This window comes from Paenibacillus sp. FSL K6-2524 (assembly GCF_038005525.1).
GTDB classification, from domain to species: Bacteria; Bacillota; Bacilli; order Paenibacillales; family Paenibacillaceae; genus Fontibacillus; species Fontibacillus anaericanus.
Genome location: NZ_JBBOSP010000001.1, coordinates 783,155 through 809,558, shown reverse-complemented (window position 1 = coordinate 809,558; position 26,404 = coordinate 783,155). Strand labels below are relative to the sequence as shown.

Below are 26,404 nucleotides of genomic sequence, written 5' to 3'. Positions count from 1 at the left end.
AATTATCATGGGAATTATATATAACGCAGACAATGGGATTTTTCATCTACAATCGAAGAAGACCAGTTATATTTTCCAAGTAGATCATCGTGGTTATTTAGTACATTTACATTGGGGACGGAAAATAACCGATTCTGACTTAACACAGTTCCTTCCGATAGTGGAGCGTCCCTTCTCACCTATGACTGACCCAGATGAACCCTATTTCTCACTTGATGTTGTAGCACAGGAGTATCCGGGTTATGGCACATCAGATTTTCGCCAGCCCGCCTATCAAATACAGTTCGATAACGGAACAACGGCAGCAGAATTACTCTATCAATCCCATCGGATTGTGCCTGGAAAACCACGGTTAGAAGGTCTTCCAGCTACTTATGTCGAGTCGGATACAGAAGCGAATACGCTGGAGATCACTCTCTTAGATCCAGTGAGTAATATGGAAATATGTTTAAGCTATACCGTATATGAGAGCTTTGATGCGATTGTGAGATCTACACGTTTTACCAATCAAGGGAAGCAGCCAGTTCGATTACTTCGGGCATTAAGCGCTAGTATTGATTTCCATCATAAGTCTATGGAGTGGATTCAATTATCTGGTGCATGGGCCAAAGAGCGATGGATGCATCGGAAGTTGCTCGCGCCAGGTATTCAATCCGTGGAGAGCCGTCGGGGTGCAAGTAGCCATCAACATAATCCGTTCATTGCATTAGTGGAGCCGACCACGACAGAGGATCATGGTGATGCGTATGGATTTAGCCTGGTCTATAGCGGTAATTTTCTAGCTTCCATCGAGGTAAATCAATTCCAGACTACTCGCATCAGTATGGGAATTAATCCATTTGATTTCAACTGGTTACTTGAACCATGTGAAACCTTCCAAGCTCCAGAAGTGGTGATGGTTTATTCCAGTGAAGGGCTCGGTGGCATGTCTCGGCAATATCACAAGATCTATCGCACACGATTAAGTCGTGGGAAGTATCGCGATCAAGTACGACCCATTCTCGTTAACAATTGGGAAGCAACCTATTTTGATTTCAACCAGGAGAAGATCGTTAGTCTAGCTGATGAAGCGAAGAATCTGGGAATTGAGTTATTCGTATTAGACGACGGATGGTTCGGGAAGCGCAACAATGATCGGACTTCTTTGGGCGATTGGTTCGTGAATCTTGAGAAACTACCAAATGGCCTATCAGGACTTGCGAAAGAGTTGAACGAACGGGATTTGCAGTTCGGGGTATGGTTAGAACCTGAAATGATCTCCGTAGATAGTGAATTATATCGGGCTCATCCTGATTGGTGTCTGCATCTTCCCGACCGTCGTCGAACCGAAGGACGGTTCCAGTTAATCCTTGATCTATCTCGACAGGATGTATGTGACGTTTTAATCGAAAACTTAAGTGGTGTTCTATCCTCTGCACCTATAAATTATGTTAAATGGGATATGAATCGCAATATGACGGAGATCGGTTCTGCTTGTCTCCCCCCAGAACGTCAACGGGAGACAGCTCATCGTTATATGCTTGGGCTATATCGAGTGTTAGATACCATCACAGAGCGTTTCCCACATATTCTTTTTGAGAGCTGTTCTGGCGGTGGAGGTCGGTTCGATCCGGGAATGCTCTATTACATGCCCCAGACGTGGACAAGTGATAATTCAGACGCTATTGAACGATTAAAGATTCAATACGGAACGAGCTTAGTATATCCTATTAGCGCAATGGGGTCACATGTTACAGCTGTTCCGAATCATCAGGTTCATCGAATTACGCCCCTTAGCACAAGAGGTAATGTCGCTCTGTCGGGCAATTTTGGATACGAGTTAGACTTAACTAAGATGACATTAGACGAAAAAGAGCTTGTAAAAAAGCAAATTTCCCAATGCAAAGAAGTACGCGACCTGACATTCAATGGAGATTTCTACCGTTTAAGTAGTCCATTTGAAGGCAATGAAACCGCCTGGATGTTCGTATCGGAAGAACAAGACGAGGCTCTCGTCTTCTGGATCAAAGTGTTAGCCGAGCCGGCAGAGCCATTACGTCGCTTACAGCTACGTGGGTTAGACCCATCAGCCGTTTATGTAGAGCAATCGTTAGGGCTAACTATGCACGGAGACACGTTGATGTACGCAGGAGTTCAAGTTCCAGTTACTGCGGGTGATTTCCAAAGTGTGAGCTGGAGATTCAGGCGCTTATAATTTCAAGTAACTAAACCTGCAAAAAAGAGATAAAATCCATACTACTGTACTCGTAGTCATGAATCTTATCTCTTTTATTTGATACCATTTAAATATGAGCTACATTAAATCCCTGGAATTGGGCTACGTTTATGCTCAGTTTTACTATAGAAAGCTTCGAGACGCTCTCTAACAGCAGGGTCAATTTCTTTACCCTCTAAATAATCACTGTTATCTTCGTAGCTAATCCCTAGCTCCTTCTCATCGGTCTGGCCTTCCCATAAACCAGCAGTTGGTGCTTTATCAAGAATATCCTGCGGAACACCCAGACGAGCAGCAAGCGCGCGAACTTGGCGTTTGTTCAGCGAACTAAGCGGTGTAATATCTACCGCACCGTCACCCCACTTCGTATAGAACCCAGTAATCGCCTCGGAAGCGTGATCGGTACCTACTACGAGTAAATTCAATTCGAAAGATAATGCATATTGAACAACCATTCGAGTCCGCGCCTTAACATTCCCCTTACCCTGATGACTGATGTGACGTGACTGTCCAATAGACTTAAGTCCATGCTCTACTTCTAATGAGATCTCATTTACGGCTTCTTCGATATTGGTCTCCAAAGTATGCTTTAATTCAAAGGCCTTAGCTACGTCATAACTATGTTGAATGTCTTCCTGTTGGCCATAAGGTTGGAATACACCAAGTGTGATATATTCGTTACCCGTTTCCTGTGTCAATTCATCACTCGCTTGCTTACAAAGACCTGCCGCAACCGCACTATCTATCCCGCCGCTGATAGCAATCAGCAACCCAGAACTGCGGGAATTCTTCACATATTCTTTCAAAAAATCCACGCGGTTACGAATTTCCTGATCTACATCAATACTTGGCTTCACACCCAAACGCTTAATGATTTCCTGTTGCAAACTCATTGTCTGATCCCTCCACTAATGTATGTAATTATATAAAACGCCCCGCAAATACCGGTAAATGCCGATTTGCGGGGCGTCCCTTGACAGCTTTCCTTATCGACAGAAGCGATCAAAAGCACCGATTAATTCTGCAGCAATATCATCAGCAGAACGATCTTCAATCTGATGGCGTTCAATAAAATGAACAAGTTCTCCGTCCTTCAGCAAAGCAATGGAAGGTGATGAAGGTGGATATGGAGCAAAATATTCACGTGCTTTGGCCGTAGCTTCCTTATCTTGCCCAGCAAATACCGTAAATAAATGATCTGGAGTCAGGTCGTTCTGCAACGACTTGGCAACACCGGGGCGACATTGCCCAGCAGCACAACCACATACCGAATTCACAACGACCAAAGCCGTTCCTTTTGATGTAGGCAAATTCCCCTCTACTTCTTCAGGGGTACGTAATTCTTGAACTCCAAGAGTGGTTAGTTCATCCCTCATCGGTTGAACCATATCTCTCATGTATTGGTCAAATGACATCGACATTTCGCGCTCACTCCTTATGTTTACTAGCGATACATGGCTGACACTCTGCCACTTCACCGAGCTTTATTTTATTATACATTCAAAAGAAAGGAAAGCAACTTTCAAAAAGATCAACTCTTGTCCTAAGCTAATAGATTACTGTTTCAAAGAAAACTTTCGGTGATCGGAAAAAAAACAATAACTGCTGTTCCACTTCCCTCTTCCGATTCCACAGTAATATTCCCGCCATGACGCTCCACAATACTAAGACATAGCGCAAGCCCGAGTCCTGTCCCCTGGACCTTTGTCGTGTAGAAGGGCTCGAACAGCTTCTCCTTAAGTGCAGAAGGAATCCCCATGCCTGTATCCTTAACTATCATTTCTACACCAGATGGGGTAAGTTTGGTCTGTAGCGTTAGCTGTCCTTTCCCATCCATCGCCTCCATCCCATTGCGGGCTAGGTTTAGGATCACTTGCTTGATCTCCTTGGCATTAAGAAAAAGGGAAGGCACCTGCTCATCCAGTCCAACCTCTATGCTCTGACCACGTAAATTAGCATCCGCCCATAATAGCGGAGTTAATTCCTTAATTATGTCATGTAAGCTACATCGTTCCATATTAACTACCTGATTCTGAGCAATGGATAGAAAGTCATTAATTATACAGTTGGCACGATCTAATTCTTCCATCACAATCCGATAATAGTGGTCTAATGAAGAAGGACTCTGCTCCTTCATCAGTTGTAGGAATCCCCGTACTACACTCATTGGGTTACGAATTTCATGCGTAATTCCTGCGGCCATTTGACCAACGAGACTCAGGCGCTCAACATGGTTCAATTCCTTACGTAGTGCCTCAAGCTCTGTTATATCTTGTAAAATTATGACGACACCGATAGTTTCATCTGTATATCCCTTTTTTATAGGGGAAGTACTTGTAATGTACGTTTTATCACCATTATGTAGTAAGATGTTACTCTTAGACTCACCCTCCAGTGTTTTTTCAACCTGGGTAATGATACTTTCCAACTGAAACCCTTCTAGAACACTGTCCAGTTTTTGCTTGAGCAGATCGTCTCGTATCGCACTCGGATGTTCAATCCGGTATAATTGAAGAAAGGTGTCATTAATCGACACAATACCGTGCTGTTGATCTAGTAAAATAACGCTTAGTGGAGCGGCATCCATCATCTGTTGTAATTTCTCAGCTTCACGGAAATATTTACGTGACAATTGCATGACCTGAAGACGGAGTTTCTCTTTCTCCATGGTGCCCTCAATCATATAAATAAATAAGCTGGCAATCAACAGTGTAGTCACGATATTGGCTATAGCCGCAAATATAATGGTTACATCCAAATCAAAGTTCAAACCTCTATTTAATAGAGGGAAAATTGCGGAAGGTAGTTCGCCAATCACAGAATAAAGTGAGATTAACACGATCTTGCCATAACGGTCGCTATTCTTAAACCGATTGGATGCCAAAAGTATAATAGGGTACAGGAGTACGCCTGTCTCTAAGATCAGTCCTGTGATTGTGTAGTTTACTGCAAATATAGGATAAATGATAAGCTGGAGCAGAGCCAGGGCAATCCCATCTCGCAATCTACCATATAACATAAGAGCAAATAATGGAACAATGCCGAAATTGAGTGGAATAACTCCCCATAGCTGAACAGAGAAAAGTGAACACAGCAACATACTGATCATACAGGTAAGCATAAATCCCGTAGAATATGACTCTTTAGTACCTCTTCGTTCTTCTTGCCGCTCGGATTCCCAATTTCGAGACCAGTAATTGAAGGATTTCTCATAACATAACGGAAACAGACATGCGGGCAAACTAGCAATCAAGACCTGTAGTAGGATTTCCTTTACAGCATCCACTTTTTCCCTCCTCAGGTGGAAGAATAACATTCATGTCTCGATTAAAACATAGCCGACAGTTTTTTACAATAATTCTTATTTAAGACTAAAGAGTGACATGTATTCCACAAAAAAAATCAAATAAATACAAATAGATCTAGATCAAAAAGGAGATAAATATGTACGATGTAATTGTAGTTGGCGGGGGTTCAGCAGGCCTTATGGCAAGCGTCGCAGCTAGTGAAAATGGCGAGAAGGTCCTCCTTGTAGATAAAGGGGATAAACTAGGACGAAAACTTGGAATATCTGGTGGTGGACGATGTAACGTTACCAATAATAAAGAAATCGAAGACCTCATCAAGAATATACCGGGCAATGGACGCTTTCTATATAGTACTTTCTCTAAATTCAATAATAAAGATATCATAGCCTTCTTCGAAAATTTAGGAATTAAGCTCAAGGAGGAAGATAATGGGCGAATGTTCCCTGTGACAGACAAGGCTAAGTCTGTTGTTGATGCCCTAGTCAATCAGGTGCGGAAACAAGGAGTATCTATTCGAGTCAATTCTCCCGTTGAAGATGTACTCTACGCTAATGGCACGGTTGTAGGAATACGTCTCAAAACTAATGAGATCATTTATGGAAGAAAAGTTATTATAGCTTCGGGAGGAAAGTCTGTCCCTCATACGGGCTCTACAGGAGATGGGTATATTTGGGCAGAGAATGCAGGACATACAATTACAGAACTATTTCCGACTGAGGTCCCTATTACTTCAAACGAACCTTTCATTCAATCTAAAGAACTACAGGGTTTGTCTCTTAGAAACATTGGACTCTCAGTATGGAGCCCAAAAGGTAAAAAGATCATTGAGCATCATGGTGATCTACTATTTACTCATTTCGGAATATCAGGACCAACAGCCCTAAGATGTAGTCAGTTTGTTGTCAAAGCCCTGAAGAAATATGATGTCGGAAATATCCTGCTTACCATAGATCTCTCACCAGACAAAAGTGTCGAAGAAATCTTTTCTGAAACCTTAAAATTAACAAAAGCAGAACCCAAGAAGAGCATCAAAAACGTATTAAAAGGGTACCTGCCTGAAAGGTTAATCCCCCTTCTATTACAAAATGCTCAATTAAGCGAGGATTTGACTCATGACAATATTCCTAAACAGTCTTGGATGGCCCTTGCGAAACTTATAAAAACATTTCCTATAAGAGCCTATGGAACACTTTCATTAAGAGAAGCCTTCGTTACAGGTGGTGGGATAAATTTAAAAGAAGTAGATCCTACAACTATGGAGTCCAAAAAGATTAATGGATTATACTTTTGTGGTGAAATTCTTGATATTCACGGTTACACAGGCGGATTCAATATTACGGCTGCCTTTTCAACTGGGTATACCGCCGGCAAACATGCCGCGGGAAAAGACTGAACGAACTTACTCTCAAATCTTCCTTCTCGAAGAAACCTTCCATGGAGCAGCTCCTAGCCACCAAGTTACGAGCACCGCACAAGGAATGGATAACAGGAGACCCCATCCACTGAGTAAAGAGAGTCCAAGTCCCGCGCTCAGGCACAGAATGGCCGGAAATAACATAATTCGTAGCGTTGGAATGGCGGAACGAAACTCCATATCGGAGCTAAGAGGGAGAATTCTCATCAGTTCCCGCGAAAAAAAGTAGCGTCGATAACTGTTCATCCAGTGAAGCAATAGAAATAACAGGAGAATGTATACGACGATGTTGATTGGGGCTGGTGGTAATTGAACCCCAATAAAGCCTAGCAACGTGAACAGAAGATAGCCTAGCGCATTTTTACTGCGTAAAATCGATTTAACAACTAACTCAGCCACTCTGGTCTCAGGACTACGCGAGGGTAACAGTGCATTCGAATGTTGAAACAATATTGGACGTGAGCGTACAGCGGAAGGACGATCAACAGCACCTAAGAGCAGTAAGCTGGTCAATTTCGTCTTCTGCCGCTCATCCTCACGAACCTCTGCCTCGAAACACCACTTCTTGTTAAATCTATACCATCCGAGTGGAACGGTAATAACAACGCAGAATAACAGAACTACTCCGAGATATCCTGTCCCATTGACGGTCCAGGCTATATATCCTGTAGCTAAAATACTAGTTACCAAAGATAGTAGTGCCCAGCGTTTCCACCCTTTCAACATGATGTTGATCAAGTTTTCTAGAAACATATGTATACATTTAGCACCTAGTGTAACGAGATATAGAGATAAAACTGCCGTACTATTCATTCCATAAATACGTTGCAACAGTGGCAGCAAGACGGCCACACCCGCTCCAAGTAATAGCACTTGACTCATAATCGAAACCAGAAGACCGCGTAACATCAGACCTTTAATCCATCTCTGTTTCTGTCTCAAGAATAATACATCGGCTGCCTCGAGAAACAGAGTCAATCCGCCTCCAAGTAAGATGAGTCCCATCATCACTGATGGAACTGTAGAATAAGGCATTTGGACTAGCCAAGTGGGAAGGTCCTCATGCCACAAGCTATAGTAAATCCGTGCGAACAATAATATGCCGGGTACACCGATATATAGCATCACGATCCAATCTACTACAGTATTAAGCGCACGGTATTGTTTGCGGACAAAGTCGCACCCTCTTCTCATAAATAACTTATGAATGGTTGTCAATTGGGGCTTGGTCACAGACTTTCTCTCCTTCGATACAATTAGGATCAGGTTAGCACGTCAAAGCAATCGAAAAGTGACCCTTCAGGTAGAGAAGCAACCTCACGGATGTCATCTATTGTCCCGCTCGCAACCACTTTACCAGCTGAAATCAGGATAAAATCATCGCAAATTTTCTCTGCCGTATCGAGCACATGCGTTGACATAAGGACGCCCGCACCACGCCCTCGCTCCTCTTCCAGCAGTTCAAGGAAGTCCTTTGTCGCCCGAGGATCCAGCCCAATAAAGGGTTCATCGACGATATAAACATCCGGTTTGACGAGAAAACCGAGCATCAGCATCATTTTTTGTCGCATTCCTTTTGAGAAACTCTCAGGCAAGTGATCTCTCACCTCAGTCATCCGAAACTTCTCTAGTAACGCTCTTCCTAACTCTTCGAATTCATTCTCATCCATATCATAGACAGCAGCAGCCAAGCTGAGATGCTCCCACAAAGTTAATGTTTCATAAAATACTGGATGCTCCGGTACATAAGCATATTTATCAGATGCGCCACCATAATCCACTGTCATTTTTGCAAAAGGAAGAAGTCCAAGTATACCCTTCAATGCCGTGCTTTTCCCTGCCCCATTGGGACCTAGTAGTCCCGTCAACTTCCCACGCTTCACAGAAATATTGATATTGTGTAACTTGGCTATACCTGGTTCATAACCCGCCTCTTGGATCGCTACTTCCAGTAGTACGTTACTGTCCATACCATTGCACCTACTTCACTTATCTATTAAAAGTATTGTTTTATTTTACCACATTACACTAGGAAGCCGCTTCAAGTAAACTTTCCGTAACCTCGCGATCACGTTTTAGAATTGCTGACTTGAACAATAGTAACACTAGCCCAATGACAATCATTAGACATCCTGACAACATAAATGCTGGCGCAGGCCCAAAAGTAGTAACCAAGAAACCTCCACAGATAGGTCCTAGTACGGCCGCGGTTGAAGTTAGGCTTGTAACAGTGCCAAAGACACGACCCGTCAAAGACTCAGGGGTGCGCTTCTGTAACATGACTTGAAATGGAATAAACACTAAACCTGCTCCCAGCCCTGCCACAAAAAAGATAACCGCCATTGACGCATATCCTATAGAGTTAAATAGACCAAATATGACAAGGAAGCCTGATAATGCAAAGGCAGCGCCCAGAAGTGCACCCCCAGTACCAATCTTGCTTAGTGGTGACCAGTTTCGCAGTAACTTAGAAACTCCGACAGCAGCTAAAGTCCCCACTCCACTAAGTGTAATACACCAGCCGAAGAGGCTTTGAGGTATCCCAGGGATTTCCCTGAATAACACAATCGCTTGTGAATCTGCTATCTGCAGGACTAGCAGTACCATGGTTAATGTCAAAGTTCCAAATGCAATTAACGGAATTCCAGAAATGATTTTGATTCCAGCAGCAAGCTCATTCCAAAATTTAAATTTCTTTTTCTTTTCTAAGAGACCATCCACTGCGTTCGCTCGAATGATGTTCCGCTTACTAGGGACACCTATTAAGATGATGGCAGATAATAGAAAAGAAACCGAATCGATAATAAAGCAGATAGAAACTCCGAAGGCTACCGTTAACAGCCCTCCAAGTGCTGGGCCGATAATTTTGCTACCTTGCTCGATAATCGCACTGTAGGATACAGCCGTCTCCATATGCTCCGGAGCTACGATTTCTTTAAGCTTTCCATTTTTTGCCGGTGAGAACATCACATCGAAGATGCCCTTAGCAATCAGAAGTAGATAGACCTGCCATAATTGAGTAACAAATACCAATCCTAGTACTATTGCAGCACGTGCTACGTCCGAAATAATCATAAGTTTCTTGCGCTCCATCCTATCCGCTAGCATGCCCGCCAGTGATCCACCTAATAGCATTGGTATAAGAATACAGAGCATTGCTATCGTGATTTGCCAAGATGTAGCCTGCCACTTCAGTCCGATCATCGTAATCAAGGCCAGCATTTGTAGCCAATCACCGAGATTGGAAATAAGCTGTGAGCTGATCAAAGCTAGATAAGCACGGTTTTGCAATAATCCTCCACCGGATGGTGTTCTTTCCTTCATAATAACAACTCCCATAATTAAATTCTCTTCATGAAATCCTCTGTAATTAATCTTAATTAAGTTGGAACATTATTCCATCGTGCTCAAGGGTGAATCCTAGACCTGCTCTCGGCTGATTTTCAACTAAGACTCGGGGAGGAAGGGAAAAGAATAATTAGATTTATCAGAGGGAATTGAATTTCATGGGAATTTTTGGACATTGTGTGAACTTTATTGTTTTATCTTAAGTTTTAAATATTAAAAAGCCCAAATTGTGATAAATAATATTTTCTTAATTTTTATTCTGCTCTAAGATATCAATGAATCAAACTATTTAAAAATATAAGTAATATAAGTTTCAACTCTTACTTTGCTTATATTTCTCACAGAAACGGGGACCGCCCATATCAAGGACGGAGAAGCCATTTCTACTTCATTCATTTAGAAAATATAAAATAAGGCGGGATGAGAATGTTGAAAACCGAGGAGCGCGGAACTGATTTATCGTTGCATTTATACCGTGTATTTGCTAAATCTTTTAAAAGTGTCAACGAACATGCTGTGACAGGAAGCAAAATCCAAGGATTCAATCCTACGGCCTTTGCAGTAATGGAGGTTCTCTATTACAAAGGGGCTCAACCGATACAACAAATCGGCGCCAAGCTGCTACTGCAGAGTGGTAATGTTACCTATGTGATTGATAAACTGGAGACAGCAGGCTTACTACACCGTCAACCATGTTCACGCGATCGCCGAGTCATTTATGCAGAATTGACGGCAAAAGGTCAGGAATTAATGGATCAATTGTACCCTGAGTTTTCAGAGCGTATCGATCATGCCCTTAGTGGCTTGAACGAATCTGAAAAGCAACTTATGATCGATCTACTTAAGAAGATGGGACGAGAAGCTGAGAAACTTGCACCACTCTCCCGTAAATAAATAGACAACAAAAATGACGTATAAAACTGATAATCAGTTTATACGTCATTTTTGTATATTGTTCTGTTAGAGCAACTACGAATCAAATCGAAGGACTAATAGTCCTCGCTCTCTAAGATGGTTTTGTGATCTTGTGAAGAGCCTGTGCGCATTCATGGATATGACGGACGTAATCCTTCGTCAGCTCTTGAATCACTTCTGTATTTTCATCCACAGTTTGGCCTGCAAGCTCCACATCGACCAGATCTACCCGAACTTCACGTGGGTCCACATAGGAGCATTGAAAGTCAAAAGAATATAATTGATGTCCTGCCGCTTCAATATGCAGCCGAACGCCATGAGGATCCGCTTGGTCCGCCAGCACTTGTGCTGAATCACCTGGGTTTAGATATTCTGGAAGCTGTTGTTGCCACGCATTCACCAGCATGGTTTGATCCAGATTCATTTCCTCGTTCATGGTAACACCTCCCCTTCCCCGTTAAGGTGCGAAGAATGGCGCTTTTTTATACAACACCTTCATAAGAGGTTATTAACTCTTTGCGGGCTCGATTGTTTCCTCGTTACCTTCAGCTCTTGGTGCCCGATTCCGTAAACCAAATACACTAATAACACCTAACAAGGCCAACACAGCCATAACAATAAACAACGTGTGAAGACTTCCTTGTAGTACATGTTTCAAGTCACTCCACAGATCCGGCGGCAGTAAATGAACCTTCTCTGGTGAGAGTAATTTGTTGATATCGTCTTGTGACACTGTGGCACTGGAAGCCGTGCCATTGGCTGTCTTAGCAGCGATCTGTAAATTAATCAGTACACCAAACGCGGTAACGCCAATCGTTTGACCTATCGACTTAGTGAATGTATTAAGAGCAGTTGATGCACCACGTAAGCTATAGCCTACGGATGATTGCGCAATTACCGTAAATACCGTGAAAGAGAAACCAAACCCTAATCCATACAAAGCATTAAATATTAACATAATGAACAAAGGAGTACCTTCCGTAATAAATGCCATACCAACGGCTCCAAGGGAAATAATAACCATCCCAATCAGCGAAGTATATCGTGATCCTCGAGTAATAATCCAACGACTACCTAAGATAGAACCAAGCATCCAGCTAACAGACATCGGTGCTAAGACGAGCCCAGACATTGTAGCATTTTTGCCAAGTACACCTTGAACCCACAGCGGTAAATAAGTTGTAAGTCCAATTAACAAGGCACTCGCAAGCAAACTTGCCAAGTTAGAGAAAGCAATATCACGCACCTTGAACAATTGTAATGGAACAAGTGGTTCTTCAGCCCGTTTCTCTACGATGAAGAACAAGATGAGCGAAACGACTGCTAACGTCATAATTCCGAGCATCGCAGGCGATGTCCAGGCAAACTGGCTACCTCCTGTCGCTAGACCAAACAATAATGCCGTCACCCCGACTGTGAAAGTAACCGCACCACTCACATCAATTTTAACTTTCCGCTTCTCTATATTTTCATGAAGATATTTTATAATCATAAATAAGGATAAGAGACCAAACGGAACATTAAAGCCAAAGATCCACCGCCAGTTCAACGAATCGACCACATATCCACCAAGCAACGGTCCAACTAATGAGGAAATCCCCCATACAGAGCTAATCCATCCCTGTACCTTGGCACGCTCTTCCATACTGTAAATATCACCAATAATCGTGAATGTAACGGGTATAAGTCCACCTGCACCAATCCCCTGAATTGCACGAAAAATGATAAGTTGTTCCATGCTCTGGGAGAGTCCAGATAATAAGGAACCAATTAGAAACAATATTGAACCGATGATAAAAACCGGTTTTCGTCCGTACAAATCACTAATTTTCCCAAAAATCGGTGTCGCAACGGCCATTGCCAATAGATAGGCGGTAAACACCCAACTCAACAGCTCATATCCACCTAAATCGCCAACAATTCTTGGCCCGGCAGGGCCGATAACTGTACCTTCGATCGCAGCCAAAAATGTCGATAACAATAATCCAATCAGTATAAAATTTCTATTAACCGGGATATTCTTCATGATGCCTTCCCTTCTCTTCCTCTTACTTATATTTCCTAACCACAAGCTACAATTATAGTTGATACCCCTATAAAAATAAAGACAGGCAGCCATATAACGGAGTCATCGCTCCGTTATATGCTGCCCATATCTCATCCCTCTAAAATCATACTAAATGCCCGCCCTATAGAACTCTCGTTTCAAAAGAGAATTCATTAACAAGTCGATAAATCCAGCATCCGTTTTCTGATATTCTCTAAGTAAACCTTCCTCATGGAAGTGAAATGCTCCAAGCAATTGCCTTGATCTCACATTGTCAGGGTCCACCAGCGCTTCAATCCGGTTGAGTCCCATCGTCTCAAATCCGTATGCCAACAACATATGTAACGCCTCCGACATATAGCCGTGGCCCCAATATTCTCTACCTAAGTCATATCCGATCTCACCGCGATAGGATCCTGACAATTCCCATACATTAAAACCACAACTACCGATCAAAATTTCTTCATCCTTCAGTTCGATTCCCCAGCGTAAAGTGTCATCGCTCTCGGATAAACCATTAAGCAGGTTAATCATTTCGAGCGTATCCTCTACAGAGGCAAATGGAGAAATATTCATATATTTAACTACCTCAGGATCGCTCCAATAACGGAACAAAATTTCAGCATCTGCTCTTTCCATCGCTCGTAACCGCAGTCTCTCGCTCTCCAGCACAGGGATATTTCCCTCACATTTATACAATTACCTCACTCCTTCCGCACGTCATACCCTAATTACCTCTACACATAGCTAATCACAAATGGACTAGGAGAGTCAAAGAGAAGACGTTTTTCTTGGTCCAATTTGGGATACTATACTACTAACACAGTCTGGATAGGTCATAAGGAGGATTCTCTCATGGTTTTCAGTGTTATAATACTTGTACTACTGTTGGTGTTGTTGATCGCAAGCGGTTTAATGCACTTCACCTTTCGCCAGGTCACGCAAATGAAACTCCAAACCAATGAAAGCATGTTTGAATATTTGGAGAGAACAGGTGTCTTTTCGCAGGAACGGTTCGATACACTGGACAAACATGAAGTACAGACGACTTCCAAAGATGGATTAAAGCTGCACGGATATGTCCTAGAGCCCCATCCAGATTTACAACGATGGGCGATCATTGTCCATGGATATACTGTTTCACTTGCCGTGTCCACACAATATATCGATATGTTTCAGCAGAAAGGCTTTAATATCCTACTCATTGACCAACGTAGGCACGGAAAAAGCGAAGGTAAATACACTACCTATGGATATGAGGAGAAGTATGACATAGAGGTGTGGGTGACTTGGATTCTGGAGAACTACGGGAATGATTGTGTGATCGGTCTGCATGGTCAATCCTTCGGTGGGGGAACCGTACTCGAATATCTCAGTATCGCTCATCCCAACGTTAAATTTGTGATCGCCGATTGCCCTTATTCCGATTTGACCGAGCTCATACGCCACCAATTAACAGTATTAAATAAAATACCCGCCTTTCCCCTTCTGCCTATGGTGGACAGATATACGAAGAGGAAAGCGGGCTTCCGGCTTGGGCAGGTCAGTCCTCTTAAGACGGTAGAGAACAGTACGCTTCCCGTGTTATTTATTCATGGTACGGAGGATAACTATGTACCCACGCACATGAGTCAGGACTTGTACAATCATAAGCCTGAGCCAAAACGACTCCTGTTAGTGGAGGAAGCTGTTCATGGGAACGCCTTCGGAGTCGATCCAAATCGATATATCCATGAAGTTCATTCGTTTATTGAAGAAGCATTAGACACTGTTACATAAAAATTCAATGCTATTAATGAAGGAGACTATTATGTTTCATACCAAAGACTACTCAGGACCTCGAGCTGAACAACAAACTGCTGTTCTATCCCAATTACGGGCACTCATTCACGATGAGCCCAACACTATTGCAAATCTAGCCAACGCTTCCGCGCTTTTAAATTTCTATTTAGAAGACATTAACTGGGTAGGATTTTACCTTTACGACGGAAATGAGCTCGTTTTAGGACCATTCCAAGGGCTTCCCGCATGTATTCGGATTCCTATGGGAAGAGGTGTCTGTGGAACTTCCGCAGAACGCAGAGAGACGCTACGAATTCAGGACGTCCATGCCTTCCCAGGCCATATCGCCTGCGATGCAGCCTCCAATAGTGAGATCGTTATCCCCATCGTCAAGGATGACAAGCTACTAGGAGTTCTTGATATCGACAGCCCACTTCAGGGGCGCTTTGACGAGGAAGATCAGCAGTTCCTTGAACATTTTGTTGATATTCTGACCCAGCAACTATAGGATAATAAAATCAGGGAGACCTCCCCTAACGGGGGGGTCTCCCTATCATTAATCCTCATTTTTTCTTATTACAATCTCAAGCCCATCGACATGCCTTTTCCCCATCAACTTCCGATTCTTCCGATTTTCTTTACTGTCAAATACGATATCCATGTCGTAATCATCTGGATATAATTCCTGCTTTTTGATATGTGGTTTAAGCCGCTTCTTGTTAACCTTTACCTTCCGCTTTTGAATCATGACCTCTACCAAACCTCTAGAATCTTCACTTTCACTTACAATACCAATCTTCCCAAATGAAGTTACAAATACAGCATCGCCAACTTCGAATACATGCGCTGGTTCTTTTACCTTCTTTGCCCCCATATTAGTACTAGGACTTGAGAAAGGATTAGTTAGCACATTAGTCGCCGAAGGATTCAGTTCTAGATCATCCCATATATCCAGCTTTTCCTTCCCCCCGGACTGACGCGATACAATATCCCGGGAACGTTCTATGATGCCACCAGCAATACCGAGTTTCTTCGCAATCTCGATCGCATAACTTTGACCCGCCTCACCTATCGTCAGACGATATAAGGGACGTAAGGTCTCTGCATGAAATTCCATCCGCGCATTTTGAAATCCTATCGCCTCAGATGCGAATGTCTTCAGTTCATTATAGTGCGTCGTCACCATCACCGTGGCACCCTTACGGCTAAATTCCTCCAGAATTGCAATCGACAGGGCAATCCCTTCGCCAGGATCTGTGCCGGCAGCCAATTCATCAATCAGCAACAGTGTTGAAGGCCCCGCCTCTTTCAGCATTTGGACAAGATTCTGGATTTGAGCAGAGAAAGTACTCAGTGATTGTTCTAGATTTTGTCCGTCACCTATTACAGCCATAATCCCAGAATAGACAGCGAATTGACTTCCCGGATTTACCGGTACGAGTAGCCCTGACTGAACCATCAGCGAAAGAATCCCCAGCGTCTTCAATACTACGGTTTTCCCACCTGTATTGGGTCCGGTAATAACAAGGCTTTTATACGACTCCCCGATCTCCAGGTCGAGCGCAACCATGCTATGAAGTAACATTGGATGCTTAGCCCCACTAATCTTTGTTACCCCGTTCTCATTTAATGTCACTGCAACTCCGCCGATCGAGGCACCATACTTCGCTTTCGCAAAAATAAAATCGTAGGTACCCGTAATGTTGATGTTTTGCTGAAGCTCTGCGACTTCCCTTTCCACCAAGTCCGTCAAGTACCCTAGCACCTTACTTTCTTCACGCGCTTCGTCTCCTTGCAGCGCCTCTAGCTCACTCTGAAGCCCTGATATCTCCCGTGGCTCAATGAACACCGTTTGTCCGCTTGCGGACTGATCTAACATTCGACCGTCCACCTGTTTATAGAACTCCTTCTTCACGGGAATAACATAACGTCCACCACGAACACTAACGATATTCTCTTGTAGGATATTCGAATGACGAGACATCACGGATTGAACCTTCTTCTTGATTTTCTCCTTAACTACATCGATCTTCCGTCGTATTTTCTCTAATTCACGACTAGCTTGATTGGTGATGACGCCTTGATGGATACAACGTAATATTTCCTGCTGGACTGCCGGTAAGTCACGCAGAGATGCAGCATAAGAGCCAATTCGATCCACCAGTTCTCCCTTGGACGCCATATATTTTTTAAGCTGACCACAACTTTGGAGAAATCGCTGAACTGCTGTCAAATCCTGCTCGGTGAACAAGTATCCCGTTCCCATTAGTGACATTACTAATTCAATCCCTTCAAGTGAAGGAAGTGGAATACTGGAACCTTTTCCTATTAACACATTCGCTTCTGCTGTCTCTTCAATCGCCTGTCTAATTCTCCGCTTATCTTCCAACGGACTTAGTTTGCTAATCCGCTGCCGTCCTTCATAAGAAACAGCGTACCTCATGAGCTCTTCCCTGATGCTCTCGTATTCCAACATGTGTAGATTAAACATTCCCAATGTTATACCCCCTAAATTTTCTGAATGGATGACAACACAAAAAGGGCAAAAGAAAGCACGAATGCCATCCTTTGCCCTAAACTTATCCCGCATATGTCTATCCCTTTGGATCAATCAAAAAAACCGTGCTGAAAAACAGCACGGTCTAGAGGTCCATAGAAACAAACAGCGATAAGGCGCCGTATGATGTCCCGCGTGTGTTCTTAACTAAATTCAGAGACCGTAAAAAGGCACAGAGAATCGAAGACTTGTTTTAATAATAAAAAAACAGTCTTTCTTTCTACAACCAATCGTACAGTCCATATGAAATTTGTTAGTTAAGAACTTTCACCGACATCAAAAACTCTCCTTGTTATGAGGATGCTACTAATTTACCAAATAACGTCTTAAGAAGTCAATAATCAGCTTTACGTCTTATTTCATCAACACAACACTGGGATATCTTTCTAATTGAGTCAATTGATTAATTTTCATCTTTACGTTATTTCATGTATTATATTAGAGGTTGCTAAAATTGTAATGCCAATGTAAAATCACCAGTTCAAAACGATTAGAAATACACAGTATCTGAAAGGAAGGATATAAAGTGCCTTTATTTGACCACATCCGGCGTATTAGCACAAAGCCATTCGTCTTTTTTTCAATTATTTTGATCTTAAAGATTTATCTCGCCTGGTTGTCCATTTTTGATGGCATACAACCTTGGGGGCCTCTGCTAAAGGAAATTCCATTTATATGGGTGTTGTTCTGTCTGATCGAGTGGTTCTCCTCCAAACGTAAGGTGGGCATGTATCTAACAGTTAATTTAATTGTTACAGCCATTTTCTTCGCCGCCATTATGTATCATAAATATTATGGTGTCATAGTCACCTATCACGCACTCGAACAAGTAAATCAGGTTACAGCCGTTAGTAATAGCGTGTTTTCACTACTTGCGCCTTACTATCTGCTAATATTCCTAGACATTATTGTCATCGGCTTCTGGGCTATTCGTAAAAAGAGATTGCCTAGAACAAAAAGTTATTTCAGTTTGAAAAAATTGAGCACTGGCGTTATCGCTACGATATTTGCAGCTTCGTTAACTATTTGTATCTTCAATATTTGGCCAAATCGCGCCAGTATGAATGAAATTAAGCAAGCGGAGCAAATGGGGATTCTAAACTACGAGACGTATTCGATTTTTGCCAATGAGGATATCGAACTTGTCGATAAGAACGCCATTACCCAAAGCAAAATCGATCAATTAAAAGGTGTGAAATCGGTCCAAGATCCAGCATACCTTGGTACTGCTCAAGGCAAGAATCTTATCATCATCCAAATGGAATCATTCCAGAACTTCCTGGTTAACTTAACGATCGATGGTCAAGAGATTACTCCTAACATAAATGCATTGGTCAAAGATAATCTATACTTCAAAAATTTCTATCAAATGGTAGGGCAAGGTAACACTTCCGATGCTGAATTTGTCGTCAATACCTCGTTCTATATTCCCTATAACGAGGCTGCAACACAGAACTACGCTTATAAAGAGCTGCCAAGCCTTCCAAAGCTGCTAACAGCTCAGGGCTATGATACCGCTACGTTCCATACCAATGTTGTTGATTTCTGGAATCGCCGCGAACTGTATGAAGCTGTTGGCTTCAACCGGTATTATGATCAGGATAACTTCTTTGGTAAAGAAGATGCCTTGTTCTTTGGCCCATCTGATGAAGTGCTATATAAGAAAACTGCTGCCGAGCTAGAAAAGATGCAGCAAGCTGGCAAGCCATTTTACAGCCAAGTGATCTCGATGACGGCACATCATCCTTTCACTATGCCGCATGAAAAGGATCATATAACTCTACCAGAACGCTTTCAGAACAATATGGTCGGAGACTATATCCGCTCTCAAAACTATGCGGACTACGCGCTGGGTTTATTCATCGATGATTTGAAGCAGAAAGGCATATGGGATAACAGTGTAGTTGTTATTTATGGTGACCATCTCGGACTGCCTCTATACTCTCTCGATAAAAAAGGCTTAGAACTTATGAATGAGATTTACGGCAGAGAGTATGGTTATATTGATATGATTAACATTCCGTTGATTATTTCAGCTCCAGGAGTTACTCCTGCTGTCTTAGACAACGTCGGAGGACAGGTTGATATACTACCGACAATCTCGAACCTTATGGGAATATCGCTGACAGATCAGATTCACTTTGGTCAGGATATCTTGAACCAAACTAGCAACCTATTACCGCAACGTTACTATCTACCTTCAGGTTCGTTCCTGAACGATAAAGCCTTGTTCATACCAGGCGCTTGGTACGATGATGGAACTCAGTACCCTTTTGCTCCTGACAGTGTGCAGCAGGCAGTTACAACAGAAAGTGAATATAATCGGGCACTAGAGTTACTTAAATTATCCGATAGTTATGTGCAGCAGCTTCCTGATCGGAACCCTGAGCAAGAATAATATCTGAAGCAGTCTCACCCTATTAAAGAGCCCCGGTCTATCCATAGGGACTGACCCCTTAACGTGAGACAAATTAAAACACCTTCAAGAGAATTCAACCATGTCGTAAGATATGGAGACAAACTTGGAGGTGTTTTTGCGTTGGCAACAAGAGTTAGCTACCCTGTAGAAGTAAAAATGAAAGCAATTGAAATGAGATTGGCTTGCATTCCGGTAAAAGAAGTTATGGAACAACTCAACATACGAAATAAGACACAAGTGAAAACTTGGATGCGGTGGTATCGCAGTGGTGAATGGAATCGGCTAGAGCAACCCGTGGGCAAACAATACAGCTACGGCAAAGGACCCGAGTATGCATCAGAACTGGAGAAACTAAAAGCTGAGAATCGGTTTTTGAAACAACAATTAGATGTACTAAAAAAGTACAAGGAGATGCAAAGGAGGTGTCACCAAAGATTGTAGTGGAATGGATCGAGTCTATCCGAGGAGAAGTGAGCGTTACCCAAGCTTGTGAATGGTTAGGGCTCCCTCGTACAACGTACTACCGTTGGAAATCAGCGTATGACACCGAGTGCAAAGATCACGTGGTAGAGAAGGTCCGGGAACTCTGTATGCAACATAAATTTCGCTATGGATACCGAAAAGTAACCGCGTTGCTTCGACTGGAACAAACAATCAATCATAAACGTGTACAACGGATTATGCAGCATGAAGGGTTGCAGTGTCGAGTTAGGATAAAGAAACGTAAACCAACGGGACAGCCCGCGTATCTAGCAGAACATCTGTTAAAGCGTGAATTTCAAGCCCATTTACCGATGAAAAAACTTGTCACGGACATTACATATTTACCCTTCGGCGGAAAAACATTGTACCTGTCGAGTATCTTAGACTTGTTTAACGGTGAGATTGTGGCTTACAGTATAGCCGACAAGCAAAACATCGCGTTTGTATTGGATACGTTAAACCAACTGCCTCCTCTACCAGGTACGATGCTCCATAGCGATCAAGGTAGCGTTTATACATCGGAGGCTTATCAGGCGGCCGTAAAAGGAAAAGGCATTACCATGAGCATGTCCCGTAAAGGAACGCCCGCTGATAATGCCACCATCGAATCGTTTCATTCCACGCTAAAGTCTGAAACGTTTTACCTCGAAGGGCTCACTTGTACAACGACGGCAATCGTTGAACAAACCGTTCGAGACTACATTATTTACTATAACTCAGTTCGTATTCAAACAAAACTAAAAAACCAGTCACCGATTGATTTTCGGCGACTGGCAGTTTAAACTTGCAAGGTGTTTTGATCCCTGTCTCACAAACGGGGGTCAGTCCCATAAAGGATGGCCGGGGCTTCTTTTTTCCAAGACATTATACCATTTACCTCTTCATTAACAGGAGTGAGCTACTTCTGTAGTCAACTGGCTTGAATTATTCCTACTCATATCCTCGTCCCTCAATCGTAAATATTTGCGATCTTTCCAGCGGAAGTAAGATAGCACCGCACGGATATATTCATCTGAAATCATACAGACATATATCGCCACGATTCCCCAGCCGAGCGAGACACCAAGTAAATAAGAACAACCCGTGGCAACTACCCACATAAAGATTAAAGATATGTTCATCGTAAAACGGGTATCGCCTACCGCATTTAGCGCATTCCCAATCGCCATATTCACCATCTTACCGGGTTGTAACAGTAAGTTTAACCATAACAACGAGGCACATAGTGACAAGATCTCATGATCCTGAGTGAACAAACCCAACACATGGCGACCAAATAGCACAAGAATAAAAGCGTTGACGATCACTAGAGGAAGACCTACCCTAAGCATTCGATATACTGAACTGTAAGCCTCCTTAGTCCTTCCTGCACCATATAAATGGGCAATTTGAATTTGCGAAGCAAGCGCCAACGAGAAGCCCAGTAGGAAACAGAAGGATTCCAACGTATTCATATAAGTCCTAGCCGCTAACTCTGTTGATCCCAATATTGCAAGGAAGGAGAAGATCGCTAATTGAGAGAATACCCAGCTTGCAGAGTTGATACCGAGAGGCCAACCTATGACGAGCACTTCTTTGAACAACTTTCTATCAAACAATGAGAAGTCCTTCAAACCGATCCGCCGCTCAAACGTACCTAAGAAGATGATCATTAACACTATACATGCAATCAATCTACTTATCACCGTCGAAATAGCTACTCCGGTCAATCCCCATTGCGGGAATCCAAACGCACCAAATATGAAACAATAGTTCATCACAATGTGGATGATATTCATTCCAACCGCTGTGTACATAGGTCCTTTCGTATTACCTGTATTCCGGATCGCCGTACCTAGCGTAGACATTATTGCTGTTAAAATCATACCTCCCCCAACAATAGAGATGTACACCTCTGCCAGCGGAAGAAGTTCCTCTGGAAGCTGTAGGATCTCAGCGATAGGTCGCGGTAGCATTATAAGTATCACACTAAGTACAAGTCCAATAACGGCAGTAACTTTAAATGCGATAATAGCAACCGTTCTTGCTTCTTCCTCACGACGTGAACCGATCTTCTGAGCGATAACGATTCCTGCCCCACTTGCCACAGTGGCAAACAGTGTGGTGAGCGCATTAAACATTTGATTGGAGAAACCCACAACGGCTACGGCATGGTCGGATATCCGACTAACCATGAGCGTATCGACTGTACCCAGTAAAAACTGTAGAAACAATTCAATAAACACCGGCCAGGCGAGCACCCAAAGGGTAAATTTACGATCCTCGTTAAGCTTATTATTCATCACTATTACAACTCCCTGTAGAACGGGGACGATTCTACATTCCCGCTTAAACTATGTAGCATGAAACACATTATAGCTGTTATACTTATTCAGTTGTATCAATTAACAAACTCAATCTTTCAATATTCCAACTATAATTATGTATAGAGAAGGTTACTAAAAATGCTCATTATAGATTTTATGGCCCCGCCACTCCCTCACTATATTGTCAGCGGATTGTCATACGCAGAAATTGGTGGGAGGCATCCCAGTAGGCAGAACATTGGAGCCTTTGATCTACTTGTAGTTATCGAGGGCTGTCTTTTCGTTGGAGAAGGGGGCGTAGACTACAAAGTAAAGGAAGGTCATGCCCTTATACTTCGCCCAGATAGTCAACACTACGCGTATGCAGGTTGTGTAGAGGAGACGAAATACTATTGGCTGCATTTTCAAATTCTCGGCGATTGGAGAGTCATAGACGAAGAGTCTTACCATCAGAACCAATGGAAGACTTCAGGAGAAAGTACTCCTCGCAATCTTCCTCTCCCGCCTTTTACAACAACTTCCTATAACGTTGCACTTCCACAATTCATTAAGCTCGCTCAACCGTTGAAGATTATTGAGATTATTAGTGAATTGACGCAAATGAATCAGAATATTCACCTCTCCAGTGTCCGTCTCAAGCAACAGGCACTATTTCAAGAGGTTATCGTACTGCTCTCGTCATCCATTGGGGCAGATGGTCCTTCCTCTCAAACCATTTGTGCGGAACGTGCCGCCACCTATTTGCGTGAGCATTACCGTGAGGAATTCTCAGCGAAAAAACTTGGTGAGAGTATTAACTTTCACCCCGTATATATAGCTCGTTGTATGCGAAAAGTATACTGTTGTTCACCTTCGGTCTATTTGCTTAATCTACGAATTGAACATTCTAAGCTGCTACTGTTGCAGACTGATCTCAGTATGGAACGGATTGCTGAGGCTGTTGGTTTCAACCACGCCGCGTATTTCACCGCCTCTTTTACCAAAATCGAAGGTTTGGCTCCCCGAAAATACCGCCAACGCTTCGCTTGGCGTAAAGAGTAACAATAGTTGCAGTTGAGAAGGTTCAGTTGAGAGGACATAGAAACCTTTGTGATGAATGGTACGTAATGTTATATAGAAACATTATCGGAGGTGGAGAGACAATGAATCGTTGGTCTAATGCAATTCTTAAGTTCACATTTGCAGTGCTGCTCTGTGGCGGACTTCTGCTAGGAGCTCCCCGCGCCGAGGCTGGTTATTTTAGTGATTTATTTAGTGGTGTGAAGCAATTATCTGAATTACCTGCGGAAGTTAATGAGCTAAAAGAAAACTACCAAGTTACCTTGGACAAGCTCGGCGAAGCACAAGCAACGCTGGAGACTTTTCAACAACAGAACTTGGAATTAATAGAGCGTAATAAGGAATTAACGGCAACTGTAACGGCTTTGACAGAAGCACAACAATCCCGCGAAGCATCGGGACGCAAAACTCGAATAATGATCATAGTTGCTGTAGCGCTCATTGCTGGCTATTTCATTTTGCTTCGAGGATTACGTTTCATTCTTCGAAAGTAAAGGAGGGTCTACCCTATGGATGTACAATATGAGTCAGAACCCACGCATATAAGTGGACAAGCTGTAACCTTCCGGTTAAATGTGGGCGAAAAGGCGCATATCCTACATCCAGGACAGATTATCGCGTATCGTGGAGCCTCTGCGAATCGTAGTGACAAGCTAATGAGCTTTAAGGGAATGTATCGGAAACTGAAGTTGATCCAAGCGGACATGATCGGACCTTGTCAATTCGTGGCCGCACTTCCCCCTTCCGTATCTATGAAGTCCATACAGCTTACCAAAGATAGTGATCTGCTGTATGACTTCAAACATCTCTTCTTCTATACAGAGGGAGTTAAAATGGAAACCCGGATCTTAAAAATGAAGAATATGATGATTACTCGAGATGCGATCAAAATGAAATTTTCTGGAGAAGGTATGATTGGCATTCTGACTCAGGGTCAGATTATCGAACTTACCCTCCATCCCGAGGAAGCAATCTACATTGATGCAAGAAGTGTCATCGCCTATCCTGAGAATGCCAAGCTTGAATTGTCCGTTTACGGTAATCATCTCGCCAGCCAACATATGAATTATCAGTGGAAAATGACCGGACGTGGCACCGTGTTAATTCAGTCCGGAGCTAGAAATCGCGAGCTTGAACAAGATCTCCACAATGATGCCGGTATTGTCAAACGCGTTCTACGCGAGGTCATTCCTTTTGGCGGCATATTTATTAAATAGCGTGTAGGTGTTCTTGGGAGGACGCTTCGCGAACGGACCGTTCCTACAATCGCTGTGGTCGCTACGCTAACAAGCCATAATGGGCCGAAAACGTCAAAAGGAAAACCTCCAATTAACGGGAGGCTTTCCTTTTTTTAATAAACATCAGAATAAAGTCGAGGCTGTGCCTCCTTATCTCATTCTATTTCTTGCCCGCATCAATGTCTTGCGGACGAAGCCCCTTCCAAACGTTAGGAATATCCACCTCTTCTGGATGCTCAAATACCAAGAAAGCCGTTGGCAAGTAACGCTCGCCGTATTCAGATGATGGTTTGTTCAGGATTTCGCCACCCTTGCCTACAAGTACAGTAGATGAACCACCATCAAGATTAGCGGCAATCACTGCCCCATGATCCAGCATGACTTGTTGGACATCATAGAGGCTTGCACCGATGCTATAGGCCGGCTGGCGACCATCAATTACAACAAACAGTATTGCGCCATCCTCTCTCTGCCCCATAGCGGTACGCGGGGCAATTCCCCATCCGTCTTTCTGGCTCTTGATCTGTCCTTTCCCATTCACAATAATCCGTGGTTGGAATGTAACCGCCTCTTGAATATCAAGATCCTGTAGTTCCTGAATTGAATAGTTTCCGGCAATCATTTTCCCCTGCTTATCGAGACCAACGATTTGAGTAGAATTCTTCTCCCCTATGCCATCGTAGTACAACTTTCCCTGTGAAATAACAAGACCGATAGGTTTAAATCCATTGCCCTTCCAGTTCGGATCAGCGAATCCACCACCGTTAACGCCAGCAATGGCCCCAGTGCGTTCCACCATACTTGAAACCTTCTCACCCTTACCCACCTTAGCAGGAACACCAAGGCGTATCTTAGTCGGATCATTTACAGTTAACACATAACCATGGTAACCAGTACCTGATACCTCTTCGACCTCGATCAAAGGTTTCTCCTTGCTCTCTTCTCCCTCTTTAATCGGAATAGAGATCGTATGTGTATCCTTTTCCGTACCCATTTCATTGAATTGTGCTTGATATGCGGCAACCCGCTTATCCAATTCTTCTTGTCCGATAATATATTTGGCCCAGTGCCGATGTTGTGTTGTGATCAAAGTATCTGCCATTAGAAACCGCATATTGTTACCAGAAGGTGTGAAGAAGAACCAGATTCCAGCAAGTGATAGTAAAAACATCGTCACCATACATAATCGAATCATAAAGGACAAGAATTTGTTCTTCTTGCGCCGTTTCTTAGTTATCTTTCGCTGGTTAGCCGATGTCCGGCTAGGTAATGATGCCTCTGCCATTGCTTAGTCCCCTAACTCTATCGTCTCC

22 protein-coding genes are annotated in these 26,404 nt (G+C 43.0%); 10 read left to right on the top strand and 12 right to left on the bottom strand.

What is annotated here, in order from left to right:
• Nucleotides 1-7: 7 nt before the first annotated feature.
• The gene (locus tag NST85_RS03510; protein WP_127190099.1) at nucleotides 8-2,194 is read left to right on the top strand and encodes an alpha-galactosidase; all 2,187 of its coding nucleotides are present in this window, start codon (nucleotides 8-10) and stop codon (nucleotides 2,192-2,194) included.
• A gap of 104 nt (nucleotides 2,195-2,298) precedes the next feature.
• Here the strand turns inward: NST85_RS03510 and nadE are convergent, their stop codons facing one another.
• From nadE to NST85_RS03495, 3 genes are all read right to left on the bottom strand, one after another.
• Nucleotides 2,299-3,108: an ammonia-dependent NAD(+) synthetase gene (gene nadE / locus NST85_RS03505; protein WP_127190098.1), complete on the bottom strand. Its 810-nt coding sequence runs from the start codon at nucleotides 3,106-3,108 to the stop codon at nucleotides 2,299-2,301.
• A 93-nt stretch (nucleotides 3,109-3,201) separates the two neighbouring features.
• The gene (locus tag NST85_RS03500; RefSeq protein ID WP_127190097.1) at nucleotides 3,202-3,636 is read right to left on the bottom strand and encodes a BrxA/BrxB family bacilliredoxin; all 435 of its coding nucleotides are present in this window, start codon (nucleotides 3,634-3,636) and stop codon (nucleotides 3,202-3,204) included.
• Between the two features lie 143 nt (nucleotides 3,637-3,779).
• Nucleotides 3,780-5,501 carry a two-component system sensor histidine kinase NtrB gene (locus tag NST85_RS03495; RefSeq protein ID WP_127190096.1) on the bottom strand — a complete coding sequence of 574 codons (1,722 nt, stop codon included), beginning with the start codon at nucleotides 5,499-5,501 and terminating at the stop codon, nucleotides 3,780-3,782.
• A 158-nt stretch (nucleotides 5,502-5,659) separates the two neighbouring features.
• Here NST85_RS03495 and NST85_RS03490 point away from each other — a divergent pair, with 158 nt between their 5' ends.
• Complete coding sequence (locus NST85_RS03490) at nucleotides 5,660-6,916, top strand: BaiN/RdsA family NAD(P)/FAD-dependent oxidoreductase (protein WP_341188546.1); 1,257 nt, start codon at nucleotides 5,660-5,662, stop codon at nucleotides 6,914-6,916.
• A 12-nt stretch (nucleotides 6,917-6,928) separates the two neighbouring features.
• Here NST85_RS03490 and NST85_RS03485 read toward each other — a convergent pair whose 3' ends face one another.
• Genes NST85_RS03485 through NST85_RS03475 form a run of 3 tightly spaced genes read right to left on the bottom strand, consistent with a single transcriptional unit; the run spans nucleotide 6,929 to nucleotide 10,261 of the window.
• Nucleotides 6,929-8,170 carry an ABC transporter permease gene (locus NST85_RS03485; protein WP_341188545.1) on the bottom strand — a complete coding sequence of 414 codons (1,242 nt, stop codon included), beginning with the start codon at nucleotides 8,168-8,170 and terminating at the stop codon, nucleotides 6,929-6,931.
• Nucleotides 8,171-8,199: 29 nt separating this feature from the next.
• Complete coding sequence (locus tag NST85_RS03480; protein ID WP_127190093.1) at nucleotides 8,200-8,907, bottom strand: ABC transporter ATP-binding protein; 708 nt, start codon at nucleotides 8,905-8,907, stop codon at nucleotides 8,200-8,202.
• Nucleotides 8,908-8,965: 58 nt separating this feature from the next.
• The gene (locus NST85_RS03475; RefSeq protein WP_341188544.1) at nucleotides 8,966-10,261 is read right to left on the bottom strand and encodes an MFS transporter; all 1,296 of its coding nucleotides are present in this window, start codon (nucleotides 10,259-10,261) and stop codon (nucleotides 8,966-8,968) included.
• 450 nt (nucleotides 10,262-10,711) lie between these two features.
• On the opposite strand from NST85_RS03475, the gene NST85_RS03470 reads away from it, so the two are divergent.
• Nucleotides 10,712-11,179 carry a MarR family winged helix-turn-helix transcriptional regulator gene (locus NST85_RS03470; protein WP_127190091.1) on the top strand — a complete coding sequence of 156 codons (468 nt, stop codon included), beginning with the start codon at nucleotides 10,712-10,714 and terminating at the stop codon, nucleotides 11,177-11,179.
• Nucleotides 11,180-11,291: 112 nt separating this feature from the next.
• Here NST85_RS03470 and NST85_RS03465 read toward each other — a convergent pair whose 3' ends face one another.
• The 3 genes from NST85_RS03465 to NST85_RS03455 form a co-directional block, all read right to left on the bottom strand.
• Complete coding sequence (locus tag NST85_RS03465) at nucleotides 11,292-11,636, bottom strand: hypothetical protein (RefSeq protein WP_127190090.1); 345 nt, start codon at nucleotides 11,634-11,636, stop codon at nucleotides 11,292-11,294.
• A 72-nt stretch (nucleotides 11,637-11,708) separates the two neighbouring features.
• Nucleotides 11,709-13,226: an MDR family MFS transporter gene (locus NST85_RS03460; RefSeq protein ID WP_127190089.1), complete on the bottom strand. Its 1,518-nt coding sequence runs from the start codon at nucleotides 13,224-13,226 to the stop codon at nucleotides 11,709-11,711.
• A gap of 150 nt (nucleotides 13,227-13,376) precedes the next feature.
• Complete coding sequence (locus NST85_RS03455) at nucleotides 13,377-13,946, bottom strand: GNAT family N-acetyltransferase (RefSeq protein ID WP_341188543.1); 570 nt, start codon at nucleotides 13,944-13,946, stop codon at nucleotides 13,377-13,379.
• Nucleotides 13,947-14,102: 156 nt separating this feature from the next.
• Between NST85_RS03455 and NST85_RS03450 the strand changes: the two genes are divergently transcribed.
• Both NST85_RS03450 and NST85_RS03445 read left to right on the top strand, forming a co-directional pair.
• Nucleotides 14,103-15,026 (top strand): alpha/beta hydrolase, encoded by a 924-nt coding sequence (locus NST85_RS03450; protein ID WP_341188542.1) that lies wholly within the window; start codon nucleotides 14,103-14,105, stop codon nucleotides 15,024-15,026.
• 31 nt (nucleotides 15,027-15,057) lie between these two features.
• Nucleotides 15,058-15,537 carry a GAF domain-containing protein gene (locus NST85_RS03445; RefSeq protein WP_127190374.1) on the top strand — a complete coding sequence of 160 codons (480 nt, stop codon included), beginning with the start codon at nucleotides 15,058-15,060 and terminating at the stop codon, nucleotides 15,535-15,537.
• Between the two features lie 48 nt (nucleotides 15,538-15,585).
• Here NST85_RS03445 and NST85_RS03440 read toward each other — a convergent pair whose 3' ends face one another.
• Nucleotides 15,586-17,520, bottom strand: coding sequence for an endonuclease MutS2 (locus NST85_RS03440; RefSeq protein WP_341191064.1), 1,935 nt, complete (start codon nucleotides 17,518-17,520; stop codon nucleotides 15,586-15,588).
• Nucleotides 17,521-18,112: 592 nt separating this feature from the next.
• Here NST85_RS03440 and NST85_RS03435 point away from each other — a divergent pair.
• Both NST85_RS03435 and NST85_RS03430 read left to right on the top strand, forming a co-directional pair.
• Nucleotides 18,113-19,984 carry an LTA synthase family protein gene (locus NST85_RS03435; RefSeq protein ID WP_341188541.1) on the top strand — a complete coding sequence of 624 codons (1,872 nt, stop codon included), beginning with the start codon at nucleotides 18,113-18,115 and terminating at the stop codon, nucleotides 19,982-19,984.
• Nucleotides 19,985-20,125: 141 nt separating this feature from the next.
• Nucleotides 20,126-21,270 (top strand): IS3 family transposase gene (locus NST85_RS03430; protein WP_127195319.1). Its coding sequence is split into 2 segments (ribosomal slippage): nucleotides 20,126-20,420 and nucleotides 20,420-21,270, totalling 1,146 coding nucleotides; the frame shifts between segments, so codons are not numbered across the junction.
• A gap of 102 nt (nucleotides 21,271-21,372) precedes the next feature.
• Here the strand turns inward: NST85_RS03430 and NST85_RS03425 are convergent.
• Nucleotides 21,373-22,770 (bottom strand): MATE family efflux transporter, encoded by a 1,398-nt coding sequence (locus NST85_RS03425; RefSeq protein ID WP_341188540.1) that lies wholly within the window; start codon nucleotides 22,768-22,770, stop codon nucleotides 21,373-21,375.
• Between the two features lie 162 nt (nucleotides 22,771-22,932).
• Between NST85_RS03425 and NST85_RS03420 the strand changes: the two genes are divergently transcribed.
• The 3 genes from NST85_RS03420 to NST85_RS03410 all read left to right on the top strand — a co-directional run bounded on the left by NST85_RS03420 (nucleotide 22,933) and on the right by NST85_RS03410 (nucleotide 25,070).
• Nucleotides 22,933-23,835, top strand: coding sequence for an AraC family transcriptional regulator (locus tag NST85_RS03420; protein WP_341188539.1), 903 nt, complete (start codon nucleotides 22,933-22,935; stop codon nucleotides 23,833-23,835).
• A gap of 101 nt (nucleotides 23,836-23,936) precedes the next feature.
• Nucleotides 23,937-24,347, top strand: coding sequence for a hypothetical protein (locus NST85_RS03415; RefSeq protein WP_341188538.1), 411 nt, complete (start codon nucleotides 23,937-23,939; stop codon nucleotides 24,345-24,347).
• Nucleotides 24,348-24,362: 15 nt separating this feature from the next.
• Nucleotides 24,363-25,070 carry an AIM24 family protein gene (locus tag NST85_RS03410; RefSeq protein ID WP_341188537.1) on the top strand — a complete coding sequence of 236 codons (708 nt, stop codon included), beginning with the start codon at nucleotides 24,363-24,365 and terminating at the stop codon, nucleotides 25,068-25,070.
• 181 nt (nucleotides 25,071-25,251) lie between these two features.
• Here the strand turns inward: NST85_RS03410 and NST85_RS03405 are convergent, their stop codons facing one another.
• On the bottom strand, nucleotides 25,252-26,376 hold the full coding sequence (locus NST85_RS03405; protein WP_341188536.1) for a phosphodiester glycosidase family protein: 1,125 nt from the start codon (nucleotides 26,374-26,376) through the stop codon (nucleotides 25,252-25,254).
• Nucleotides 26,377-26,404 lie beyond the last annotated feature (28 nt).

What these genes read in the sequence shown, in the direction of transcription:
- NST85_RS03510 (WP_127190099.1), top strand. Translation starts at nt 8, where the DNA reads ATGGGAATTATATATAACGCAGACAATGGGATTTTTCATCTACAATCG.
- nadE (WP_127190098.1), bottom strand. Translation starts at nt 3,108, where the DNA reads ATGAGTTTGCAACAGGAAATCATTAAGCGTTTGGGTGTGAAGCCAAGT.
- NST85_RS03500 (WP_127190097.1), bottom strand. Translation starts at nt 3,636, where the DNA reads ATGTCGATGTCATTTGACCAATACATGAGAGATATGGTTCAACCGATG.
- NST85_RS03490 (WP_341188546.1), top strand. Translation starts at nt 5,660, where the DNA reads ATGTACGATGTAATTGTAGTTGGCGGGGGTTCAGCAGGCCTTATGGCA.
- NST85_RS03480 (WP_127190093.1), bottom strand. Translation starts at nt 8,907, where the DNA reads ATGGACAGTAACGTACTACTGGAAGTAGCGATCCAAGAGGCGGGTTAT.
- NST85_RS03475 (WP_341188544.1), bottom strand. Translation starts at nt 10,261, where the DNA reads ATGAAGGAAAGAACACCATCCGGTGGAGGATTATTGCAAAACCGTGCT.
- NST85_RS03470 (WP_127190091.1), top strand. Translation starts at nt 10,712, where the DNA reads ATGTTGAAAACCGAGGAGCGCGGAACTGATTTATCGTTGCATTTATAC.
- NST85_RS03465 (WP_127190090.1), bottom strand. Translation starts at nt 11,636, where the DNA reads ATGAACGAGGAAATGAATCTGGATCAAACCATGCTGGTGAATGCGTGG.
- NST85_RS03460 (WP_127190089.1), bottom strand. Translation starts at nt 13,226, where the DNA reads ATGAAGAATATCCCGGTTAATAGAAATTTTATACTGATTGGATTATTG.
- NST85_RS03450 (WP_341188542.1), top strand. Translation starts at nt 14,103, where the DNA reads ATGGTTTTCAGTGTTATAATACTTGTACTACTGTTGGTGTTGTTGATC.
- NST85_RS03445 (WP_127190374.1), top strand. Translation starts at nt 15,058, where the DNA reads ATGTTTCATACCAAAGACTACTCAGGACCTCGAGCTGAACAACAAACT.
- NST85_RS03440 (WP_341191064.1), bottom strand. Translation starts at nt 17,520, where the DNA reads ATGTTTAATCTACACATGTTGGAATACGAGAGCATCAGGGAAGAGCTC.
- NST85_RS03425 (WP_341188540.1), bottom strand. Translation starts at nt 22,770, where the DNA reads ATGAATAATAAGCTTAACGAGGATCGTAAATTTACCCTTTGGGTGCTC.
- NST85_RS03420 (WP_341188539.1), top strand. Translation starts at nt 22,933, where the DNA reads ATGCTCATTATAGATTTTATGGCCCCGCCACTCCCTCACTATATTGTC.
- NST85_RS03415 (WP_341188538.1), top strand. Translation starts at nt 23,937, where the DNA reads ATGAATCGTTGGTCTAATGCAATTCTTAAGTTCACATTTGCAGTGCTG.
- NST85_RS03410 (WP_341188537.1), top strand. Translation starts at nt 24,363, where the DNA reads ATGGATGTACAATATGAGTCAGAACCCACGCATATAAGTGGACAAGCT.
- NST85_RS03405 (WP_341188536.1), bottom strand. Translation starts at nt 26,376, where the DNA reads ATGGCAGAGGCATCATTACCTAGCCGGACATCGGCTAACCAGCGAAAG.